We start from the raw sequence: 19,031 nt of genomic DNA, 5'->3' as shown, positions 1-19,031 counted from the left end.
ACCACCGCACGTGATGTCTGTATCTGCATGTTAGATGACATTGCCGACACATCTGGTGGGTCATAGCGTTCAACGCACAGCCGCCGCGCGGTGGCTCGGACCTTTCAACACGACGCCCGAGGAAGGCACTTCAATGGCTACGACGACCCTGCGTGAGCTCAACGGCTTCGATCAGACCCCTGCATTGCTGGCCGATGCGACACTGATCCTGGTCGACTACCAGAACACCTACACCACTGGCGTGATGGAGCTGACGGGATGGGAGCCCGCCCTCGACTCTGCCGCCGCGTTGCTGGCCAGGGCCCGGAGCGTCGGAACGAAGGTCATCCATGTCGTGAACGACGGCGGCGAAGGAAGCCCGTACGACATCAGGACCGACATCGGTCAGATCCACCCCCTTGTGGCTCCCATCGAGGGCGAACCTGTCGTAGTCAAGACCGCTGCTCCCAACGCGTTCGTCGGCACCGACCTGGGCGAACACATCGACGCCGCCGGCAACAAGAACGTCGTTATCGCCGGGTTCATGACCCACATGTGCGTGACCTTCACCGCAGAAGGCGCGTTCCTGCGCGGCAACCAGCCCACAGTAGTCGCCGACGCCTGCGCGACCCGGCCGCTGCAGACGGTGACGGCGGTTTCCGAGCTGACTGCGGAACAGATCCACCACAGTGCGCTCGCAACGATCGCTGATCTTTACGGAATCGTCGTCCCGTCCGGCTCGTCGTTGAGTTGAGCGCCGTACGGACGCGCTCACGCATCACAACAGGGCGGCATGTCTATGGCATGTCTCCTTCTGTACGCATCACCTGGGTGACCTGGGCGACCTGGCCCTGGGACTGACCTCGGCGGAGGCAGCATCACCGCCGCTGCCCTGTGGATATGGCTCCGAACCTGACCACGGACAGTAGATCGCGGTGGCCTGCGCCAGGTCCTTACTTGCTGTGCACGATCTGGATCAGGTTGCCGCAGGTGTCGTCCAGATCCTCCGCGACTGCCGGCAGCGCGGCAACGGCCTCCACCACGCCGTCCAAGCCGTGGCCCACATGCACAACCTCGCCCTCGGCGCATGAACAGGCCAGACACCAACCCACCCCTGGCCTGCCCACACCCACCCTTCTGCAACACGCTTTAAGCCCCTGAGTGTGAGCAGTGCCCCGGAGGTCGCCTCCGCTATCAGGGTGGGTCTGCTCGATGCCGCGGACGCCGCCGACTCTTCTGACGGCGCAGCCGGCAGGGCCGCCGCCGCGGGCCCGTTCCCGTGGCGGCGGCCCGGTCCGGCTCAGCTCAGCCGAGTCGTGGCGTACGCCTCGATGGCATCCCGCTGGTACGCGGCCAAGCCCGATGCGATCGCCTCGTACGCCGTGCGCACCTGCTCGTTCTCGACACAGGAGCGCCCGATCGCGCGGTACTCGTCGGCGGAGACTGCTCGGAGCTCAGTCAGCGCCCGGTACTGGGCGTCGACCTCACCCTGCACCGGGTCGGCGTCGGCGGGCGTACCGGCGGCCAGCAGCTCGGCCAGCCGGATCATCTGCGCCGTGCGCTCACGGTGTCCGGCCTCGATCTGGGCCTCGCTCATCGTCGAGGTGCGCCGCTCGACTTCCCTGGCCAGCTCCGGGAAGTCACGCAGGCTCTCTCCGTATTGGGCGGGCTGGACACCCTCGAACAGGTTCTCCGGTCGGTTGATGCTGGTCATGGGTCTACCGTCCTTCCTGGACTGTTCCAGTTCGGTGATCGTGTGGGAGACGGTGCTGACCAGTGCGTCCAACCGCTCGCGCTCGGCGAGCAGCCGCCGACGGTGGCCACGCAGGGCCTCCAGCTCGTCGACTTGCGCGGCCAGGATCCGACCGATCTCGGGCAGACCCAAGCCCAACGCCCGCAGCACGAGGATCTGCTGCAGCCGAAGCAGCTGGCGCTCCTCGTAGTAGCGGTGGCCGTTGGTACCGATCCGCGCAGGCGGCAGCAGGCCAATCTCGTCGTAGTGCCGCAGCGTCCGGGCCGTCACGCCCGACATCCGGGCAACCTCTGCGATCGGCCAGGCCATCGCCGCCTCCCTCACGAGTGCTTCTCCGGGCCGGTTTCTCCGGCCCTGGTCAGAACGGTAGAAGCTGCCGCAGCGACAACTGCAAGCCCAGCACCCAAGATCCCAGCCCCCGGCCCTGTGCCCGGCACCGCGTGCTGGGTGCCCACACCGACCAAGTCGCCGTCTCGGCAACCAAGTCCATGCTCAGGCATCTGCAGAGCGGCTCCGTCGAGGCGATCGCCACCTTGCTGCAACTCCTCCGGATTCGGCGGGCACAACGCCGCCCTCGCCGTGCTGGAGGATAGGGACGTGCAGCTCCCCTACATCTACCGCGTCACCAAGTACGACCCCGCCGACCGTGACGAACACGGGCACTGCATCGGCACCGCGGACACCGTCAGCGACCACGGCGAGATCGAGGCGGCCTATCTTCATGCGGTCGAGGCGTTCGCCGCGGAGTCCGGCATCGACCACCTGTCCGTCCGCGAGCCGCAGGTCCCGTCCCTCGCACACTTCGGCGTCGAGCGGCCCTTGGACGACTTCGGGCTCGACGGGCTCTTTCCGACCGGCCTTACCGGCTTCCACGACGGGGTGGAGGTGCCGCTCGATGTCGGGCTGGAGCTGGTGCGGCTCATGCTGCGCGACAGCGGCGCCTGGTGCCGGCTGGAGGCGGAGGGCGCATTCGCAGTGCACGTCGGATGGGACCAGTACCTCTACATCGGCAGTAGCCGCCCCTGCGAGGAGGCGCTGGCACGAACACGCACGCTCGGGCTGTTCCCGCAACGCCTGGACGCCTCCCCGTACGACATGGAGACCGACAGGGGAAACACCCAGCGCCCGGGCGACGACGACTTCTGGGCCGGTCTGCACTGGGCAGTCGCCACGCGCCGCGCCGCAATCCTGGAGGAGACATACATCGAAGGCGCCTCACGATGGCACCACCTCACCCACGACACCATCGACACGGTTCGCGCCGGACTCGCTCCCCGCGCCCGTCTGACCGTGTGGCCGGACCTGTCCTCCGACATCGACGCGGTCCTCGGTGCCCTCCCCACCGAGGGCCTCGTCGAATGTGTCTGGCAGGACAAGGACGGCAGGATCCACAGCGCTGTCGCCGACGAGGACGAGTTCCCGGAGCTGGCCGCCCGGATATCCGGTGCCGACGCTGCAGCACTCCTGTCCGTGTACGCCGATGAGCGTGCGCCTCTGTTCACGGCTGTCATGCCGGACGGCGACGGAGTGGTACGGGCCCGCTGGCAGACCGATCCGACGCCGAGCGACCGGAACTGGGCCTTCCTCAAGACCCTTCACCGAGGTGAGATCGTCACCGGCACGGTGACCCGGATCGCCGGCTTCGGCGTCACCTTCGTGGACATCGGCGGCTTCGAAGCGACGATCAATATCCCCGAGCTGTCATGGCGTCCCATCAACCACCCCTCCGACATCGTCTCCGTCGGTCAGGAGATCAACGCCGAAATCCTCGACGTCGACCCGATCCGTGAACGCGTATCACTGTCCCTCAAGGCCCTGCACGAAGATCCGATGCCCCTGCTGATCGGGCAGATCGGCCAAACGGTCGTCGGCCGTGTCACCCAACTCGTACCGTTCGGCGCCTTCGTACGCGTCGAAGAGGTGGAGAACGGTTTCGAAGGGCTGGTGCACAACTCCGAACTGGCCAACGGGCACCTGGACGGCCCTCAGCTCGGCATCCAGGTTGGTGACGCTCTACTGGTCAAGATTCTTGACATCGACCCGGCCCAGCGTCGAATCACCCTCTCGCATCGTCAAGCCATCTCGGAGGTCTAGCACCCGCTCGGTCATACCCCGCTCGTCACCGCTTGCCACGTCAATGTCGCCCACCCTTCCAGTGATTGCGGACCGATCCTGTCCGCAAGAGGTGTCAGGGTGGCTCCATGGACACAGACGAACTCGACTGGAACCGGACGCTGCGCGAGCAGTGGGAGTTCCACTGGAACCATCAGCTCCGAGCCCGGCTCGACGGCCTCACCGACGACGAGTACTTCTGGTCGCCGGTGCCGGACGCCTGGAGCGTGCGGCCGCGCGGCAGCTCGACGGCGCCCGTGCAGGTCGGTGCCGGGGACTTCACGATCGACTACGCCTTCCCCGAGCCGGTCCCCGTGCCCTTCACCACGATCGCCTGGCGACTCGGTCACGTCATCGTCGGCGTGCTCGCCGCGCGCAACGCGGCGCACTTCGGCGCGCCGGCGGCGTCGTACCAGACCTGGGAGTACGCCGGCAGCGCGGCCACCGCGCTCGACCAGCTCAAGGCCCAGCTCGATGTCTGGCTGGCCGGGGTGCGCGGCCTCGGCGACGCCGGGCTACGGGTCCCGGTCGGCGCGAAGGAGCCCTTCCCCGAGGCGCCCATGGCCGATCTGGTGCTGCACATCCACCGCGAGCTGATCCACCACCTGTCCGAGGTCTGCCTGCTGCGCGACCTCTACCTGCACATGAAACCCGCTACGAACGGAGCAACCCGATGAGCCGCCATATCCAGGTCACCTTCGACGCCCACGACCCGCGGGCGCTGTCGTCCTTCTGGCGCGACGCACTGGGCTACGTCCACCCCGGTCCGCCAGGAGTCGACCTGCCCGAGGACGCCGACCCGCTGGCCGCATGGGACGACTTCCTCGCGCGGGTCGGCGTACCGGACGAGCAGCGCAACACGAGATCGGCCATCGAGGACCCGGACGGGCACGGCCCACGGCTGTTCTTCCAGCAGGTGCCGGAGGACAAGGTCGCCAAGAACCGCGTCCACCTAGACGTCCGTGCGGCTCCCGGACTGCAAGGAGAGGAGCGGATGGCGGCGCTGGAGGTCGAGTGCGACCGGCTCGTCGCGCTGGGAGCGACGCGGGTACGTCGCGACGAGCCCGCTCCTCCGATGAGCGCCGGCTTCATCGTGATGACCGACCCCGAGGGCAACGAGTTCTGCCTGGACTGACGCAGCTCAGCCGTAGTCGCGAAAGCCGCGGCCGGTCTTGCGGCCGCGGTAGCCGACGGTGTCGAGCTGCTCCAGCAGCGGGGCGGGCGGGAGGATGGGCTCGCGGAACTCCAGGTAGAGGAGCACGTTGACGATGAAGCAGAAGCGGTCACCGCACCGGAAGGCCACCTTGCCGAGTTCACCTCGCGACTCGGCATGGTCACGTCGGAGAGGATGCGCTCGGCGTAGGCGCGTTGGTTCAGCTCGATGACTGCGAGGTCTTCGCGACTTCTTCATCGCCCTGGCCAGCGCAATCATCACCGTCCGCTGCCTGATCCGACGTGTCTGGGCCCTCTACCGCTGGGACACCCGCCCCCGAAGCGCCCGCATCCGATAGCCCCGGCACAGTCCCCAGCACAGTGCCTACCGCAGACTCAGTGAGCGCTTTCACAGTGGCCACTGGTCTGGTGACGGAGGCCGGGCGTGGAACGGCCGGAGCCCCTGGTGGTCCATCAGCATGCTCTGCGCCGTCGTCACCCCAATGACCGGCGAGGAGGCACCGCACTCGGCTGTGATCTTGAATGAAGAGGCACGGCGAGCGCAACGCGCGGAGGCAGCACCATGTCGATGACGGTCAAACTCAACACGGCTCAAGCCCGTGTCCACCAGGTGCTCGCACGGCATGGCCTGAAGCTGCTGCGCTGCGCGATGGGGGTGGTTTACGTGTGGTTCGGCGTGTTGAAGGTCTTCGATTGCACGCCGGTGGGGCAGCTCGTCCGCGACGTGGTGCCAGGGGATGCCCCGGGCTGGTCGGTGCCTGCCCTGGGCGCGGCCGAGATCATTGTGGGTGCCTGGTTCCTGATCGGTCGCCGCCTGGCCTGGCTGCTCCCCGTGTTCGTGGCGCACATGCTCGGCACCTTCTCCGTCCTGCTCTTCCTGCCGGACCAGGCATACATCGACCATCGCCCCTGGCAGCTGTCCATGACCGGCGAATTCGTCGTCAAGAACATCGTCGTACTCGCCGCAGGCACTTATGCCTGCACTCACCAGACGCAGACACGACGGGGTACGAACTCTCCTGACGATCACTGAGCGTAGGCACTCTGTGATCATCGAGTTCACGCCCGTCGTGCCGCCCCCGCGACCTCAACGCCGAGATCCGCGCGTTCATCGACGACCGGAACGACCGCGAACACCCGTTCGTCTGGACCGAAACCGCCGACCGGATCCTCAAGCATGCCAACCGTAAAGAACACTTCAAAAAAAGCTGGCGAGCTTGGGTCCTCACGGATGAATATAGAACGCATGAGTGATCAACCCGCACGCTGGAGCCAAGCAACCGTCTACCCCGACATGTGGGCGGACCCGGGCGACGACCCCCGCAACAGCGAAGGAGCCAGTCCGGACGGCGAGCTTGCGACGCTGCTGGACTTTCTGGACGGTTACCGCAAGACCCTGCGGATGAAGTGCGAGGGCCTGGATGCGGAGCAACTGGCCCGTCGGTCGGTTCCGCCGTCGACGATGTCGCTGCTCGGCCTGGTTCGGCACCTCGTCGAGGTGGAACGGGACTGGCACAACTGGATCAGCGACGGTGATCCGCTGCCGAAGCTGTACGGCGAGCGTGACGCGGACTTCCACGGAGCCGTCGCCGATCAGGCCGTGGTCGACGCCGCGTACGTCGATCTGGAGCGCGAGCAGGCCGCGACCGACGCCACGCTGGCCAAGTACCCGGATCTGAGCGAGCGTGTGGGCAAGGAGGGGATCGCGGTTCGGGAGCTGATGGTGCACAGGATCGAGGAGTATGCCCGTCACTGCGGGCACGCCGACCTGTTGCGCGAGTGCGTCGACGGAAGGGTAGGCCAGTGACGAGGGCCGGGGGTTACCTTCGCCGCCGGAGGCGCATGCATGCTGCGAAGCTCCGGGCAGGACGTCGGGCGCAGGGCTCCGTCGGCGGCATGGGCACGGTTCTGCCGCCCGGGGACCTGTGCCAGGACGTCCGCGTCGTTCCCGGGACCTGACCAGCGCCATTCGTTGGCCCTACGGCAAGCGGTACAGGGCGGTAGGTCGCGCAGCCTTAGTCGAGTCGGCAATCGGTGAGCGCCACAGCGAGTTCGGACCGTCACGCGGCCCGAACTCGCTGTGGTGCTGTTGGCTCGACTGCGTTGCTCAGACGGTGCATCCGTCGCGCTTTTGTAGTCGGTTTGTCCATCAGTTCGCGACAACTGAGCCGCAGATTCGGTACGGCGCAAATGCAGGGGCTGGTCGCTCCGATGGAGCGGAAACAGCTGAACGCCGGCCTGTCGACGGTCAAGCATTTCCCCACCATTGATGGATTGAGCGTCACGTAATTCCCCAGGCGGAACCGCTGTTGGTGAGGGGGCGCACGTTTGGACTTCGGGCATGAGGCTGTGGCGGCCGGCTGACTGCGGGACCTGGAAGTGAGCGGCAGTCGGCTCAGCTCACAGGCGTGCCTGTTCGTGGGAGCGTCAGCCCCTCGGCGCGATCCCCAATGACCGGACGAGCGCGGTCAGTTCCTCTCGGAAGAGTTTGTCCGGGCTGATGGTCTGGGTGTGCAGATGTCCGTAGACCTCCAGTGACACCAGGCCGTGCAGGTGGCCCCAGATGCGCAGGGCGAGCGCCACGGCGGCGGGAGGGAGGTCGGGGAATGCCGGGCGGACCTTGTCGAGAAGGCCGGCATCAAAGTCGGACCAGTTGAAGTCGCTGCCTGCGTAGAGGTGTTCGGCGTGCGGCCAGGCGGCGTCCGCGAGGCCGGCGAGGCCGGTGCAGACCCGGCGCGCGGCATCCGGGGCGGCACCGCCCTCGGGGGCTCGGTATCCGGGGACGGGGTCGCCGTAGATGAGACGGAAGCCCTCGGGGTTGGCCAGAGCCCAGTCCCGGAAGGCATGCGCCCATGCCTGGATCCGGTCGGCCGGGTTCTTGGCAGGGGCCGTGTCCCAGGCGGCGTCCACGGCGCCGGCCAGAGAGGTGTACACGTCGTTGATGAGCGTGGTGACCAGGTCGTCGCGGGTGGCGAAGTAGCCGTAGATGGCGTTTGCGGTCATGCCCATCTCGCGGGCGATGGCCCGCAGTGTGATGGCGTCGGGCCCGCCGGAGGCCATCAGCTCAAGTGCGACTTTCCTGATTTCCGCCGTCGTCTCGGCCCGTAGCCGCTCGCGGCGTCCCCTCGTGCTTCTCGTCGTCGCGCTCTTCACGACGGTCACTGTACAGCGTCTCAAGGTTGATTGCCGTATCTAAACTTCACACCGTATAGTTTCTGCACGTTGTTACGACGAAGGGGAGAGTCATGCACATCGGAGTCATCGGAGCCACCGGCACCATCGGCAGCCGCGTCGTCACCGAAGCCCTCGAACGCGGGCACCACGTCACCGCGTTCACCCGCGACGCCATACAGATCAGCGAGGACCGCGACAACATCGTCTGGAAGAGCCTCGACGTCCTCGACACCGACGGCATCGCCGCTGTTCTTCCCGGACTGGACGTGCTGATCAGCGGTTTCCAGCCCGGCAACGCCGCCAACGACATAGCCGACACCGTGGAGCGTTCGGTCGCCGACCCCACGGTCTTCGCCACCGCCGCCCGGGCGCTGCTGAAGGCACTGGAGAGCCATCCCCGCACCCGTCTGATCGTGATCGGCGGCGCCGGCAGCCTGGAGGTCGAACCCGGCCTTGTGCACGCCGACTCCGACGAGCACCTGCGCACCAGCCTTGACCAGCTCGGGCTGCCCAGGAAGTACGCCGCGGCAGTACGCGGTCATCGGGACGCCCTGAACGTCCTGCGTACGTCCAACCGCCTGTGGACCTACTTCAGCCCCGCGGAGGACATCGCTCCCGGCGAGCGCACGGGCCGGTTCCGGGTCGGCGGCGACCAGCCGGTCCTCGACGCCGACGGGCGCAGCCGCATCTCCGTGGAGGACGCTGCCGTCGCGCTCGTCGACGAGGCGGAGCTGCCCCGCTTCGTCCAGCGCCGCTTCACGATCGGCTACTGAACGGACGCGGCGGGCCGGTGCAGCACACACTCATCGTGCAGTTCCCGGCCCGCCCTGGTCCGAGCAACCCCAGGGCGCCGCCCCGGAAGTGCGCCGCCACTCCGGCAGTACCTGGTGCCGACGAAGCCCCATCCGAGATCACCATGGGAAGTCAGGTGGCGAGAGTCGGGTCTGCCCTACGTGCCGCGCCAGCAGGCACGCGAAACAGCAACTGGCGCAAAACATTGCTCACCAGAAACGGCTCCGTACCTGACTATCGACGACGAGGATCTTGCAGGCCCGCCTGGACAGTTGAGAAGCTGGTGTCCCGCACACGCACGATGCGCGGGACACCGAGTTCTCTTGGCTCAGATCTTGCCGGTGACCGAGGTCTCGGTCACCGTGCACTCCGGGCAGGCAGTTGGCCGCAGTCACCGCCGGCGCACTTGCTCAGCCAGTCGGTGAAGTCGGCGTCGTACTTGGTGCCGATGGTGTCGCGGAGCAGGCTGTAGGCGGCGTCGAACTCTCCGGCTCGGTAGTGGCTGAGCAGGGTGGCCACATCCTCGGGGTGTGACTGGAGCATGTATCGGACGCCCAGGTAGCCCCACTGGTAGATACGGGTGGTGTCGGCGTTGTCGTAGGTGGTCTCGAAGAGCTGGCTCAGCCGGTAAGTGCCCTTGCCCGCCTCCTCGATCGCCCGGTCGTAGGTGATGTCGCGGTACGAGTAGGAGACGTACTCGGCGAAGCCCTCGATCCACATCACGGTCGGGGTGGTCTGCCCGGCTGCGAAGTCGCCGTACATGTCGAAGCGGCCGTCGAGGTAGTGGGTGTACTCGTGGTTGAGGTTCCAGATCTGGAAGGCGCCGTCCTCGGCCGGCTGCTCGTAGGCGATGAAGCGCGGCTGGTTGCCCTCAGCGGCCGGGTCGCCCTCCAGGTACATGCCGCCGTTGTTGGTGTCGATGCCGAAGACGACACCGGCGTAGGTCTTGTAGTCGGTGCTGGAGTTGAAGGCGACGATCTCGATGTTGGTGTTGTTGTCGTCCTTGACCGGGCCGTTGTCCTTGACGATGCCGTGGAAGACCGGGTCCTGCTTGAGGATGCTGTCGCAGGTGGCCGAGAGTTCGGACTCGGTCAGCTCCTGCGCGAGGATCTTCGCACTCGGACCGCATTCGTGCTTGATCGTCAGTACGGCGTCGCGCACACGGTTCTGCAGGTCACAGGTGTCGTACTCGGCGCAGTTCTCCTTGTCGAACTCATCCGTCATCTCGGCGAGGCCGACCCAGAGCGGGGCGGTGCGCCCAGTGATCTCACTGCGGCCGAGCAGCTCCTTGACCAACGGCTTGACGGTGTCCTTGAGGCCGGCGTGCTGCAGGAAGCGGCCGAGTTCCCGTCCGGCGTTGCTGGCCAGGTAGGACTTGTCGGTGCCGAGCAGATCGTCGTGGGCGACGGCGAAGTCACGCAGTCCGGTGAGGACGCTCGGGTCGGCCTGCACGGCTTCCGCGAACTCCGGCAGCTGGTGGCCGCGGAACAGCACGGTGTAGGTGTTGTTGACCGCCGCGACCATCCCGTAGAACTCGTCGTACGACGAGTTGTAGTCCTTCTGCAGATGCTTGACCACGTCGAGGTAGCGGGCGTTCTCTTCGGAGCTGTCGATCAGGGTGACCGTCTCGGCCAGGGTTTCCCCGTTGGCCTCGGTGACGTCGAAGGCGTGGGACGAGCCGAAGAAGCCGTCCAGGGCGCCCTGAATGGCGCTCTTCAGCGTCGGGCCGTATTCGCCGACGTTCTCCGGCTGGTTGTACTGGATGTAGTAGCCGGCGCGCAGGTACAGCACCACCTGGGCTGCGGAAGTGCTGTTGTCCCCTGGGTAGTTGGTCGCGACATCCTTGAGTGCGTTCGCCACCGTGACCATCTGTTCCTCACGGAAGAGGGCCTTGGAGTCCTCACCGGCCACGCTGAACAGCGTGTTGATACAGGCGGTTTCCGACTGCTTGATCTGCTCGACCAGGGCAGCACCGGTCTTCGAGGTGAAGTCGCTGACGTTACAGTCCGCTGCCGCCTTCGCCGCAGCGCGGGCCCGCTTGCGCTCTGCGGCGTTCTGGGCCGCGGGGAGCGGAGGACGTTGTGCGGCCTTCGTGGCCGATCGCGCGGGGTTGGCGGCGTGTCCGGGTGCGAGATCGGCGGCGAGCACGGTGGCGGAGGCGGGCTGCGGGGCGGGGGCCGACCTCGGTGCGGGCTTGGGCACCTTGGCGTCGGCCGGTGCCGCCCCGCCGTTGGGGGCGAGCATGGTCAGCCCCAGGCCGGCGGCGGCCACGGTAGGTATCAGCAGTCGGGCGAGTTTCTTGAAGGTGGGGGGTCTATGCATAGCGATGGCCTCCAGGCCGGTCGGCAGCCGTGCGAGGGGCACGGCAGTGGGGGGTGCGGACCGTGATGGCAACGGGAGTTGGGCTCTCTCGGAGCTGTCATGCCCGCGGAAAGCGTGACCGTACAATGTCACAGTTCACATGTCAGTGAAAGGGGGTTGCAAGCAACAGAACAAGCCCCTTTTTCGTCCCTCCAGTGCGTCTCGCCAGGGTTCGGTGAGCGCCCCGGCGCTGGTTTCGATGGAGAGGACGGCCCGTCAACGGCCTTGTAGCAGTGGCTCTTCGGGACTTTCCGTGAAGCCGGTGATCTCTGGGGAGCCCTCCGTTGCGGGGGATCATGCCGTCGAACTGCTGAAGTCCTGTTCCCGTACCGGACCGTCCGTCGCTGTCGACAACGTGGTCCGGATCGACGAGTCCGTACAGCTTCATCGCGTCGGCGTGCACGAACTCCAGTGGAGCCGCGTGGACGAACTCCAGTGGGGCCGTCTGGGAGCGCCCGCAACGTGCTGATGAGCACGCGTGATGGTGGAGTCGACGTGGATGATCCCGTTGATCACCTGGCGGTGATCGCGCCACCGCCGCACCGGTTGTTGCTGATCGGCAGCAGTGGCTCCAGCACTGCTTATTCAGCGTCTGTCAGATCGCTCCGCCGCATCAGGGCCAGGCCGATGAGCGACCTGATGAATGAGGCACGCCTAGGGGAGTTGCCCGGTCAGATGCTCGGGCATCAGGCGGGCGTGGTGGTGGGCGGTGGTGACGAACTCGGAGATGAGGGGATGGGGCGCGGCGCGGGTGAAGACGGCGAGAGGGCGGCGCCGACGTGGGGTGAGGCGCAGGACGGTGCCGGGGAAGTCCGGGGTGAGGATGTTGGCGGGGACGAGGCCGACGCCGAGTCCGGCGGCGACGAGGCGGGGAATGGAGGCGGTCTGGGTGGAGCGGATCGCGGCGTGGGGGTTGAACCCGGCCTCAGCGCAGAGCTGTTCGACGGCCTGGGCCAGGGCATGCGAGCTTCCGTACTGCACCCAGCGGCGGTCGGCCAGCTCCGCCAGGCGCACGGTCTTGCGCTTTGCCAGGGGATCTCCGGGCGGGGCGAGGACGACGAACTCCTCTGCCCCCAAAGGGTGGTGAAGGCCGTCCCAGTTCTCGGGCAGCGGGCCGATGGCCACGTCGGCGGTGGCGTCGCTCATGGCACGGGCGAAGGAGTCGAGGTTGGCGTACTCGTGCAGGACCACATCGATGTGGGGGTGCTGCCGGTGCCAGGCGGCCAGGACGGAGGGGACCACGCCCAGAGCCACGCTCAGGACCGCGGCGAGGTGCAGTTCGCCGTGGACCATCCCGGCCACGGCGCGGGCGGCGCCGGTGGCCCGCTCGGTGCCGGACAGGGCCTGGCGGGCGCCGGGGAGGAAGGCGCGGCCCGCGGGGGTGAGGTGGGCGCCGCGAGGGGTGCGCTCCAGCAGCGGGGTGCCGACCGTGCGCTCCAGGCTCTTGAGCTGCTGGGAGAGGGTGGGCTGGGAGACGCGCAGGTGGGCGGCGGCGTCGGTGATGGAGCCGGTCTCGACGACGGCCAGGAGGTATTCGAGCTGCCGGAGGGTCGTTGCTGACATAGCTCCATGCTATGGGTTTGTGTGAATTTTCGTCTTTGCACTATGGGTGTGGGGTTCCTAATGTCGAAGGCGAACGGAAACGACCGAACGGGATGGAAGGGAACCCCGTGACCGCCCCCTCCACCGTGGCCCCCCGCCGACCCGCCTCAGTCCGGCCTGAACGGGCATACGGACAGCCGAATCCGGCTCGCTCGCATTCGTCCACAGCCGGGATGGCGAGGTCATCGAGGTCATCGAGTTCATCCAGCGCGACGACTTCGTCGACGCCATCCGGTAGCCCCGCCGCATCCAATCGTGAGGACCCCACCCGCATGCCGCCGCTCGCCCTCGCCCCCGACCAGGAGATTCCCGCACCGTCGACGAAGGGGCCGCTCAACGGCCTGGCCACCCTCGCCCTCGCCTACGGCACCATCTCCATCATCGGCGCCTTCGCCCCGCCGGTTCGCGACATCACCGGCACCACCCCCGTCCCCGCCCTCATCCTGGGCGCCACCGGATGGGCCAACGCCCACCGCATGAAAGGCGCCGGCCGCAAGCAGGCCATAGCGGGCCTGGCCACCGGCCTGACCGGCCTGGTCCTGACCCTCATCACCCGCTGACCCCGCCCACGCACTCCGCCGATGCGATGGAGTGGACACCCGACTGCATAGCCGAGCGCCCGCAGATCGTCTACGTCGCAACCAGCGCACCCCTCACCCGCCAAGTCCTCGTCACGCACGCCCGCAAGTGCGACAAGGGCGAGATGTTCGACGAACTCGGCGCGGGTGACGGTGATCTCGATGACGAAGGCGGGGTCGTCCTTGATGACCTTGAGATCGAACCTGCCCTCGCGCAGGGCCGTGGCATGCTCGGCCAGGGGGCCGGCAGAGAGCCGCAGGCGTCACCACGTCAGGGTGTTCGGCCTGAAAGGCGCTCAGGGCGCTGATGAGGTCGAAGGAGCCGGTGGACAGTGAGCTGTGGCAGGAGCCGGGAGGTGAGGGCCGCGCCGAGGGTGGCGGCGGTGGCCGAGCAGGTGACGATCGTCCAGGCGCAGGGGCCGAGCGGGGTGCAGCCGAAGAAGTGGCTGAGCAGGGGTGTCTCGACGAGGGTGAACAGGGCGAGCGCCGAGACGGCGCTGGTGCCGAGTACGAGGGGGCTGTGCCAGCGGGTGAGGAGCGTCTGGCCGAGTTGGGCGCCGACCAGTGCGGTCAGGCCCATGGTGGCGGCGCGGCGGGTGCCACCGGGCACGATCCGGGTGAGCCGGCCGAGCTGCCAGGCGCTCAGGGCGGCGAGCGCGGTGGCCCCGCCGCGTACGGCGAGGACATGGGCCATCTCCGTGCTGACGAACCCGCGGGCCGGGCCGCCGTCGAGGGGACGGTCTGCTGTCCGTTCGCCGCGTTTGGCGGGGGTGAGTGCCACGGCCAGGGAAGGGAGCATGTCGGTCAGCACGTTCACCAGCAGGAGTTGACGGGTGCTCAACGGTGCCCGGTCGCCGAGGACGGTGCCCAGTACGGTGAAGGCGACTTCGCCCGCGTTGCCGCCGACCAGGATGGCGGCGGCGTCCCGCACGCTCTCCCACAGGGTCCGGCCCTCGCGCAGCGCGTCCAGAATGAGCCCGGTGTCGGCGGCGGTGAGTACGAGGTCGGCGGCGGTCCGGGCGGAGCCGGAGCCGCGCCCGGCGACCGCGATGCCGACGTCGGCGCGGCGGATCGCGGCGGCGTCGTTCGCGCCGTCGCCGGCCATCGCGACGACCCGGCCGGCTTTGCGCAGGTCCTTGATGATCCGCACCTTCTGCGCGGGGGAGACCCGGGCGAAGACGGCGGCTTCGGCGACCGCGGCGATGCGCTCGGCCGCTGGCAGGGTGTCCAGTTCGGCACCGGTGAGGACCCGGTCGGCGTAGGGGATACCGAGTTCGGCGGCGATTGCGGTGGCGGTGGCCGGGTGGTCCCCGGTGATCATGGCGGTGCGGATCCCGGCGTCGCCCAGTCGGCGTACGGTGTCCTGCGCGCAGGTCCGCGGGGTGTCGGCGATGCCGACGAAGCCGAGCAGCGTCAGATCGTCCACCTGCTCGGCGATCCGTCCGTGCACCAACTCACCGGCTGGTACCGCCCGTTCGGCCACAGCCAGCACCCGTAGGCCCTGTGCCGCGAGATCGTGCACCGTGCGCTTGGCGGCCGCGCGTCCCGAGTCGGTGAACGGCGTCCCGTCCCGGCCGCTGCGAGCGGGATCCAGTGCCAAGGAGCAGCGATCGAGTACGACTTCTGGTGCGCCCTTCACCGCGAGCACCGCACTCTCGCCGTCGCGTCCGAGCGAGGCCGCGTAGCCGCGTCCGGTCTCGAACGGCAGCTCCTCGATCAGCGTCCAGCCGGAGTCCTCGTCCGCGTCACCGACCGCCGTCACGACGGCCCGGTCCGTGGCGTGCGAGAGCGGCCGGGCGCTGTTCCCGGTCGGCGGGCAGGCCCGGGCGGCGGTGTGCAGGACACGTCGGCCCGCGCGGCCGGCGGACGGCAGTGGTCCGGATGGCCCGGCCAGCCTGGCGACTTGCGGCCGGCCCTCGGTGAGCGTGCCGGTCTTGTCGAAGCACAGGGTGTCCACCCGGCCGAGTGCCTCCAGCGCCCCGGTGGAGCGGACCAGCACACCGATACGGGACAGGCGGCGGGCCGCGGCCAGCTGCGAGACGGTGGCGACCAGCGGCAGTCCTTCGGGCACGGCGGCCACCGCCACGGCGACCCCGGACTCCAGGGCCCGGCGCAACGGCAGCCCGCGCAGCATGCCCAGGCCGGTGACGACGGCACCGCCGATGCCGGTGGCGGGAAGGGCGATCCGGGTGAGTTCGGCGAGCCGGGCCTGCATGCCGGCGGACGCCTCGACGTGCCCGGCGGCGGTGGCGGCCCGCCCGGCCTCGGTGGCCGCGCCCGTGGCCACGACCACCGCGACCGCGCTGCCGGCCAGCACGGTGGTGCTCTCGTAGACCATGCAGCGGCGGTCGGCCGGCTCGGCGTTGGGCATCGGCTCGGTGGTCTTCTCCACCGGCACCGGCTCACCGGTGAGCGTCGCCTCGTCGACTTCCAGGGTGTCGGCGAGCAGCAGCCGGGCATCGGCCGGAACGACGTCGTTGGCGCGCAGCGCGATCAGGTCACCGGTCTTCAACAGGTCTCCGGAGATCTGTTCGCTCGGTGCGGCGTGGAGATCGGCGAGCAGTCGCGTCGCGGCCTGCGGGGAGCCGGGGTCGTCGGAAGGCGTGCCCAGGCGCAGCCGCCGGGCCATCACCTGCTGGCCGATCAGCAGCTCGGCGAGGGCCCGTTCGGCGCGCATCCGCTGGGCTCCGCTGATCAGCGCATTGCCGGTCATCACGCCGATCACGAGCAGGGCATCGACGCCCGATCCGACGATGGCCGATGCGGCGGCGCCAAGGGCGAGCACGGGGGTCAGTGGGTCGTCGAGCTCGCGTCGCGCGGCGGTGGCCAGCCGTACCGCGCCGCCGGCGGGACCGATCACGGCACGGGTGAGCAGTGGAACGGCCGCGGCCCGGTCCGTGAGCCGGTGCAGGCATCGCACGGCCGCCGACGCCCGGCGTTCCTCGGGTTCGGTTTCCGTCCGTCCGTGGTGCAATCTGCGATACACGTCGTACGCGCTGAGGGCATGCCAGGAGTCTCGGACCACGGGAGGCGGCAGCGGCCGGTGGTCGAGTCGGCGGGCGGAGAGCGCATTGGTCAGCATGGCGGTCAGCGAGGCGGCGTGTACCGGTGGCAGGTCGCACCAGGAAGCCACCGCCTGCACCGGTCCGTGGCCCCGAACCCCACGGCGGCGTCGCCGACTGGCGACGAGCAGCGCACCCAGCGCGGAGCCGCTGAGCGAGAGCTGCGCGGCCCGCTCGCTCGCCCGGCGTGCGGCGGGCACGGCGCCCAGCAGTCGCCACACCTCCGCGAGGCCGGGGCCGCACACCAGGTCGGCGCACCAGTCGGTCGCTCCGGGCCCGCGCAGTACGTTCACGCCGACGTCGGCGGCGTCCAGTGCCCGTTGCCGGTCGTGCGCGATGGCCAACACGCCATGGCCATCTCGTTGCAGGGCCTGAACCTGCTCGGTGAGCCCGTCGGCCTCGGGCGCGGACTCATCGCCCCAGGCCAGCAGTTCGGCCACGCTCGCGTGCTGGGTGAGGACCACCTTGGCCGCGGCCTCGTGGGCCGCCGTGAGCACCGCCTCGGCCAGCGGATCGAGGGAGGAGCCCACCCGGACCCTGCCGCAACACCGGCCCGCTTCGTCCACCAGGTCCAACGTCACCCCGGCCGGATGGGCCGGGCCGTCGCCCGACTGCGCGTCCTGCGCCCGTACGAGCCGCCAGCCGGCGCTCCCCTCGGCTGGTCGGCTACCGCCTCCCGTCTCGTCTCCCCGGCCGTTGCCGGCATCGGACAGGCCGTTCCCCGTCCACGGGCCGCTGCCGCGCAGGTCGGCCTGGCTGTAGTTGGTGAGCAGACGGCTCGCCGTCTTCCATACCGCCGCATCGTCGTACGTGTCGCTGGTCGAGACGGCGGAGAGCAGCCGCAGCTCTCCGTTGCACAGCACGGACGAGTCGATGACCACGGCGTCGATACGGTCCAGGCGACGCACGGCGCGTGGATTGAGCACCACCACGCCGCGACGGGCGAGGTCGTGCCCGAGGACGGTGGCGAACGCCTCGCGCCCGTGCCCGGCCGCTTTGGGCACGGTGGCCAGAATCGTATCCGCGGCGGCGGCCGGGTCACCGGTGGCGAGCAGCACGGCGGCGCCGCCCAGCAGATGACCGAGCACGGTGCGGTCCGCGGCCTTCTCCACCGGTCCTGGCGGAAGCGGGCACGGCCGCTGCGGGCGCTCCGCGCGCTCCGGTGGCAGCGCCACGGCCTCCGGGGCGACCAGGTCCTCCTCACGCAGGTCCCAGGCACGCTGCCGCGCGAGGATCTCGTAAAGCCGGAACACCCGGTGCGCCGCGTCCACGGCAAGCGGCGTCGCACCCTTGGCCGCCCCTTGCAGGGCCGCATGGGCAAGAGCGACCAGCACGTCCGTGCGCAGATGCCCGATCCGCCGCTCCAGCAGCCGCCGGACCCCCGGCACCACATCCGCCAGAGCCACCGCGGCACGTACCGGGCTGGGGACAACAGGCAGCGCGGCCATCCGGCCGAGCACCGCCGAACCCATCCCCAGACAGTCCGCCGCGAGGGCCACGGCCGCGGCGGTTGCGGCCAGATCGTCATCCGGGCGCTGCGCATGCGCGCCGGCGTCGGCGCGCTCGGCACCGTACGCCTCCTCCACCTCTGCGATGGCTGCCACCAGCCGCTCGGGGCCGACCGCATCCTCCGCATAGGAGATCAGCGCCTGCCCGGTGACCGCATTGACCTCGGCCCAGCGGACACCCTCGACCCGGCGCAGCGTCCCGGTAAGCGCATGCACGTAGCGGAGATGCCGGTCGCCGCTGCCGGACAGGCCGTGCACCTCGATGTGCGCACGGCCGGCACGGGCCCAGACCCGTCGCTGCCGACCGCCCCGCGCCAGATCCCGCAACGCCGCAGCGGCACGAGCCGCCCTCCGCACCTGGTCGTCCACCACGCCCCGGGCGGCGGACCAGCCCGTACCCGGGAGGGAGGACAGCGACGGGAGGGAGGACAGCGACGGGAAGGATGGGAAGGACCGCAGGGACGACGCCGGTCCACCGGTCGGCGCACGCAGCGCGGGCACCGCGGACAGCGACGGGAGCGCAGAGGCCGCCAAGCCGGCCACCGCCGCACCCGCGTCAACGGCCTGCTCGCCGGCCCAGGCCGCCACCCGCACCGTGCTGGCGGTGCCGAGCACCGCGCCCTTGACGGCCAGCGCCGGCGCTGCCCCCGCCGCCCGCGCCGGAAACCCCAGCACCGTGCTTAGTACACCCGCACCCGGTACCTTCAAGCCGCGTCATCCCTCTCCTGCCGTCACACCCTGCGCTGCGGCCGTCTGCCCGCACACACCACCGCTCACCGGCTGGTCAGCGCCGTGGGGACGCCGGCAACGGCCTGAGCACTCCGGCAGCGCTGACGGACACACGGCGCACCGCCTTGACTGCCGCAGATGCCGTGGGCGCAGGAACGGCGGAAGGTCAGCGAACCGTCCTGGTCCCACTTGATCTTGTGGAGTGCGT

At 69.2% G+C, this 19,031-nt stretch carries 17 protein-coding genes and 3 pseudogenes; 12 read left to right on the top strand and 8 right to left on the bottom strand.

Annotated features, from left to right (window positions below):
* Window positions 1-133: 133 nt before the first annotated feature.
* Window positions 134-733, top strand: a complete 600-nt coding sequence (locus AB0I10_RS32545; RefSeq protein WP_363156281.1) for an isochorismatase family protein — start codon at window positions 134-136, stop codon at window positions 731-733.
* Window positions 734-977: 244 nt separating this feature from the next.
* A pseudogene (locus tag AB0I10_RS32540) lies at window positions 978-1,070 on the top strand (IS5/IS1182 family transposase); the annotation flags it as partial.
* A 209-nt stretch (window positions 1,071-1,279) separates the two neighbouring features.
* Here AB0I10_RS32540 and AB0I10_RS32535 read toward each other — a convergent pair.
* Window positions 1,280-2,041, bottom strand: coding sequence for a MerR family transcriptional regulator (locus AB0I10_RS32535; protein ID WP_363156269.1), 762 nt, complete (start codon window positions 2,039-2,041; stop codon window positions 1,280-1,282).
* A 288-nt stretch (window positions 2,042-2,329) separates the two neighbouring features.
* Here AB0I10_RS32535 and AB0I10_RS32530 point away from each other — a divergent pair, with 288 nt between their 5' ends.
* The 3 genes from AB0I10_RS32530 (at window position 2,330) to AB0I10_RS32520 (ending at window position 4,979) form a co-directional block, all read left to right on the top strand.
* Window positions 2,330-3,826: a S1 RNA-binding domain-containing protein gene (locus AB0I10_RS32530; protein WP_363156268.1), complete on the top strand. Its 1,497-nt coding sequence runs from the start codon at window positions 2,330-2,332 to the stop codon at window positions 3,824-3,826.
* Between the two features lie 107 nt (window positions 3,827-3,933).
* Window positions 3,934-4,521 carry a DinB family protein gene (locus tag AB0I10_RS32525; RefSeq protein WP_363156267.1) on the top strand — a complete coding sequence of 196 codons (588 nt, stop codon included), beginning with the start codon at window positions 3,934-3,936 and terminating at the stop codon, window positions 4,519-4,521.
* Window positions 4,518-4,979 carry a VOC family protein gene (locus AB0I10_RS32520; RefSeq protein ID WP_363156266.1) on the top strand — a complete coding sequence of 154 codons (462 nt, stop codon included), beginning with the start codon at window positions 4,518-4,520 and terminating at the stop codon, window positions 4,977-4,979. Before AB0I10_RS32525 ends, AB0I10_RS32520 begins: the two co-directional genes overlap by 4 nt.
* Before the next feature lie 6 nt (window positions 4,980-4,985).
* On the opposite strand, the gene AB0I10_RS32515 is transcribed toward AB0I10_RS32520, so the two are convergent.
* Window positions 4,986-5,147: a hypothetical protein gene (locus AB0I10_RS32515; protein WP_363156283.1), complete on the bottom strand. Its 162-nt coding sequence runs from the start codon at window positions 5,145-5,147 to the stop codon at window positions 4,986-4,988.
* A gap of 97 nt (window positions 5,148-5,244) precedes the next feature.
* Between AB0I10_RS32515 and AB0I10_RS32510 the strand changes: the two are divergent.
* Together AB0I10_RS32510 and AB0I10_RS32505 are read left to right on the top strand one after the other, a co-directional pair.
* A pseudogene (locus tag AB0I10_RS32510) lies at window positions 5,245-5,355 on the top strand (IS5/IS1182 family transposase); the annotation flags it as partial.
* Between the two features lie 224 nt (window positions 5,356-5,579).
* Window positions 5,580-6,050, top strand: coding sequence for a hypothetical protein (locus tag AB0I10_RS32505; RefSeq protein ID WP_363156265.1), 471 nt, complete (start codon window positions 5,580-5,582; stop codon window positions 6,048-6,050).
* A 26-nt stretch (window positions 6,051-6,076) separates the two neighbouring features.
* On the opposite strand, the gene AB0I10_RS32500 is transcribed toward AB0I10_RS32505, so the two are convergent.
* Window positions 6,077-6,265: a hypothetical protein gene (locus AB0I10_RS32500; protein WP_363156264.1), complete on the bottom strand. Its 189-nt coding sequence runs from the start codon at window positions 6,263-6,265 to the stop codon at window positions 6,077-6,079.
* Between AB0I10_RS32500 and AB0I10_RS32495 the strand changes: the two genes are divergently transcribed.
* Window positions 6,264-6,824: a DinB family protein gene (locus AB0I10_RS32495; protein ID WP_363156263.1), complete on the top strand. Its 561-nt coding sequence runs from the start codon at window positions 6,264-6,266 to the stop codon at window positions 6,822-6,824. The genes AB0I10_RS32500 and AB0I10_RS32495 overlap by 2 nt on opposite strands.
* A gap of 620 nt (window positions 6,825-7,444) precedes the next feature.
* On the opposite strand, the gene AB0I10_RS32490 is transcribed toward AB0I10_RS32495, so the two are convergent.
* A complete protein-coding gene (locus AB0I10_RS32490; protein WP_363156262.1) occupies window positions 7,445-8,170 on the bottom strand; it encodes a TetR/AcrR family transcriptional regulator in 726 nt (241 codons plus the stop codon).
* Between the two features lie 92 nt (window positions 8,171-8,262).
* Here AB0I10_RS32490 and AB0I10_RS32485 point away from each other — a divergent pair, with 92 nt between their 5' ends.
* Entirely contained in the window at window positions 8,263-8,964 is a 702-nt protein-coding gene (locus AB0I10_RS32485; RefSeq protein WP_363156261.1) for an NAD(P)H-binding protein, read from the top strand.
* Between the two features lie 376 nt (window positions 8,965-9,340).
* Here AB0I10_RS32485 and AB0I10_RS32480 read toward each other — a convergent pair whose 3' ends face one another.
* A complete protein-coding gene (locus tag AB0I10_RS32480) occupies window positions 9,341-11,305 on the bottom strand; it encodes a collagenase (RefSeq protein ID WP_363156260.1) in 1,965 nt (654 codons plus the stop codon).
* Window positions 11,306-11,606: 301 nt separating this feature from the next.
* Here AB0I10_RS32480 and AB0I10_RS32475 point away from each other — a divergent pair, with 301 nt between their 5' ends.
* Window positions 11,607-11,813, top strand: coding sequence for a hypothetical protein (locus AB0I10_RS32475; protein WP_363156259.1), 207 nt, complete (start codon window positions 11,607-11,609; stop codon window positions 11,811-11,813).
* 185 nt (window positions 11,814-11,998) lie between these two features.
* Here AB0I10_RS32475 and AB0I10_RS32470 read toward each other — a convergent pair whose 3' ends face one another.
* Entirely contained in the window at window positions 11,999-12,907 is a 909-nt protein-coding gene (locus AB0I10_RS32470; protein WP_363156258.1) for a LysR family transcriptional regulator, read from the bottom strand.
* Window positions 12,908-13,218: 311 nt separating this feature from the next.
* Between AB0I10_RS32470 and AB0I10_RS32465 the strand changes: the two genes are divergently transcribed.
* Window positions 13,219-13,506, top strand: a complete 288-nt coding sequence (locus AB0I10_RS32465; RefSeq protein ID WP_363156257.1) for a hypothetical protein — start codon at window positions 13,219-13,221, stop codon at window positions 13,504-13,506.
* 26 nt (window positions 13,507-13,532) lie between these two features.
* Window positions 13,533-13,832, top strand: a complete 300-nt coding sequence (locus AB0I10_RS32460; protein WP_363156256.1) for a hypothetical protein — start codon at window positions 13,533-13,535, stop codon at window positions 13,830-13,832.
* On the opposite strand, the gene AB0I10_RS32455 is transcribed toward AB0I10_RS32460, so the two are convergent.
* Window positions 13,796-18,769: an HAD-IC family P-type ATPase gene (locus tag AB0I10_RS32455; RefSeq protein WP_363156255.1), complete on the bottom strand. Its 4,974-nt coding sequence runs from the start codon at window positions 18,767-18,769 to the stop codon at window positions 13,796-13,798. The two genes, AB0I10_RS32460 and AB0I10_RS32455, sit on opposite strands and share 37 nt — an antisense overlap.
* Window positions 18,770-18,951: 182 nt before the next feature.
* Window positions 18,952-19,031: pseudogene (locus AB0I10_RS32450) on the bottom strand (2Fe-2S iron-sulfur cluster-binding protein); the annotation flags it as partial.

This window comes from Streptomyces sp. NPDC050636, from assembly GCF_040654775.1.
In the GTDB taxonomy this organism is placed as follows: domain Bacteria; phylum Actinomycetota; class Actinomycetes; order Streptomycetales; family Streptomycetaceae; genus Streptomyces.
Note: the sequence above shows the minus strand (reverse complement) of the source record. Positions and strands in the feature narration are given on the sequence as shown.

Coding starts and splice junctions, on each gene's coding strand:
- AB0I10_RS32465 (WP_363156257.1), top strand. CDS start 13,219: ATGCCGCCGCTCGCCCTCGCCCCCGACCAGGAGATTCCCGCACCGTCG.
- AB0I10_RS32480 (WP_363156260.1), bottom strand. CDS start 11,305: ATGCATAGACCCCCCACCTTCAAGAAACTCGCCCGACTGCTGATACCT.
- AB0I10_RS32485 (WP_363156261.1), top strand. CDS start 8,263: ATGCACATCGGAGTCATCGGAGCCACCGGCACCATCGGCAGCCGCGTC.
- AB0I10_RS32470 (WP_363156258.1), bottom strand. CDS start 12,907: ATGTCAGCAACGACCCTCCGGCAGCTCGAATACCTCCTGGCCGTCGTC.
- AB0I10_RS32525 (WP_363156267.1), top strand. CDS start 3,934: ATGGACACAGACGAACTCGACTGGAACCGGACGCTGCGCGAGCAGTGG.
- AB0I10_RS32535 (WP_363156269.1), bottom strand. CDS start 2,041: ATGGCCTGGCCGATCGCAGAGGTTGCCCGGATGTCGGGCGTGACGGCC.
- AB0I10_RS32495 (WP_363156263.1), top strand. CDS start 6,264: ATGAGTGATCAACCCGCACGCTGGAGCCAAGCAACCGTCTACCCCGAC.
- AB0I10_RS32545 (WP_363156281.1), top strand. CDS start 134: ATGGCTACGACGACCCTGCGTGAGCTCAACGGCTTCGATCAGACCCCT.
- AB0I10_RS32505 (WP_363156265.1), top strand. CDS start 5,580: ATGTCGATGACGGTCAAACTCAACACGGCTCAAGCCCGTGTCCACCAG.
- AB0I10_RS32520 (WP_363156266.1), top strand. CDS start 4,518: ATGAGCCGCCATATCCAGGTCACCTTCGACGCCCACGACCCGCGGGCG.
- AB0I10_RS32460 (WP_363156256.1), top strand. CDS start 13,533: ATGGAGTGGACACCCGACTGCATAGCCGAGCGCCCGCAGATCGTCTAC.
- AB0I10_RS32500 (WP_363156264.1), bottom strand. CDS start 6,265: ATGCGTTCTATATTCATCCGTGAGGACCCAAGCTCGCCAGCTTTTTTT.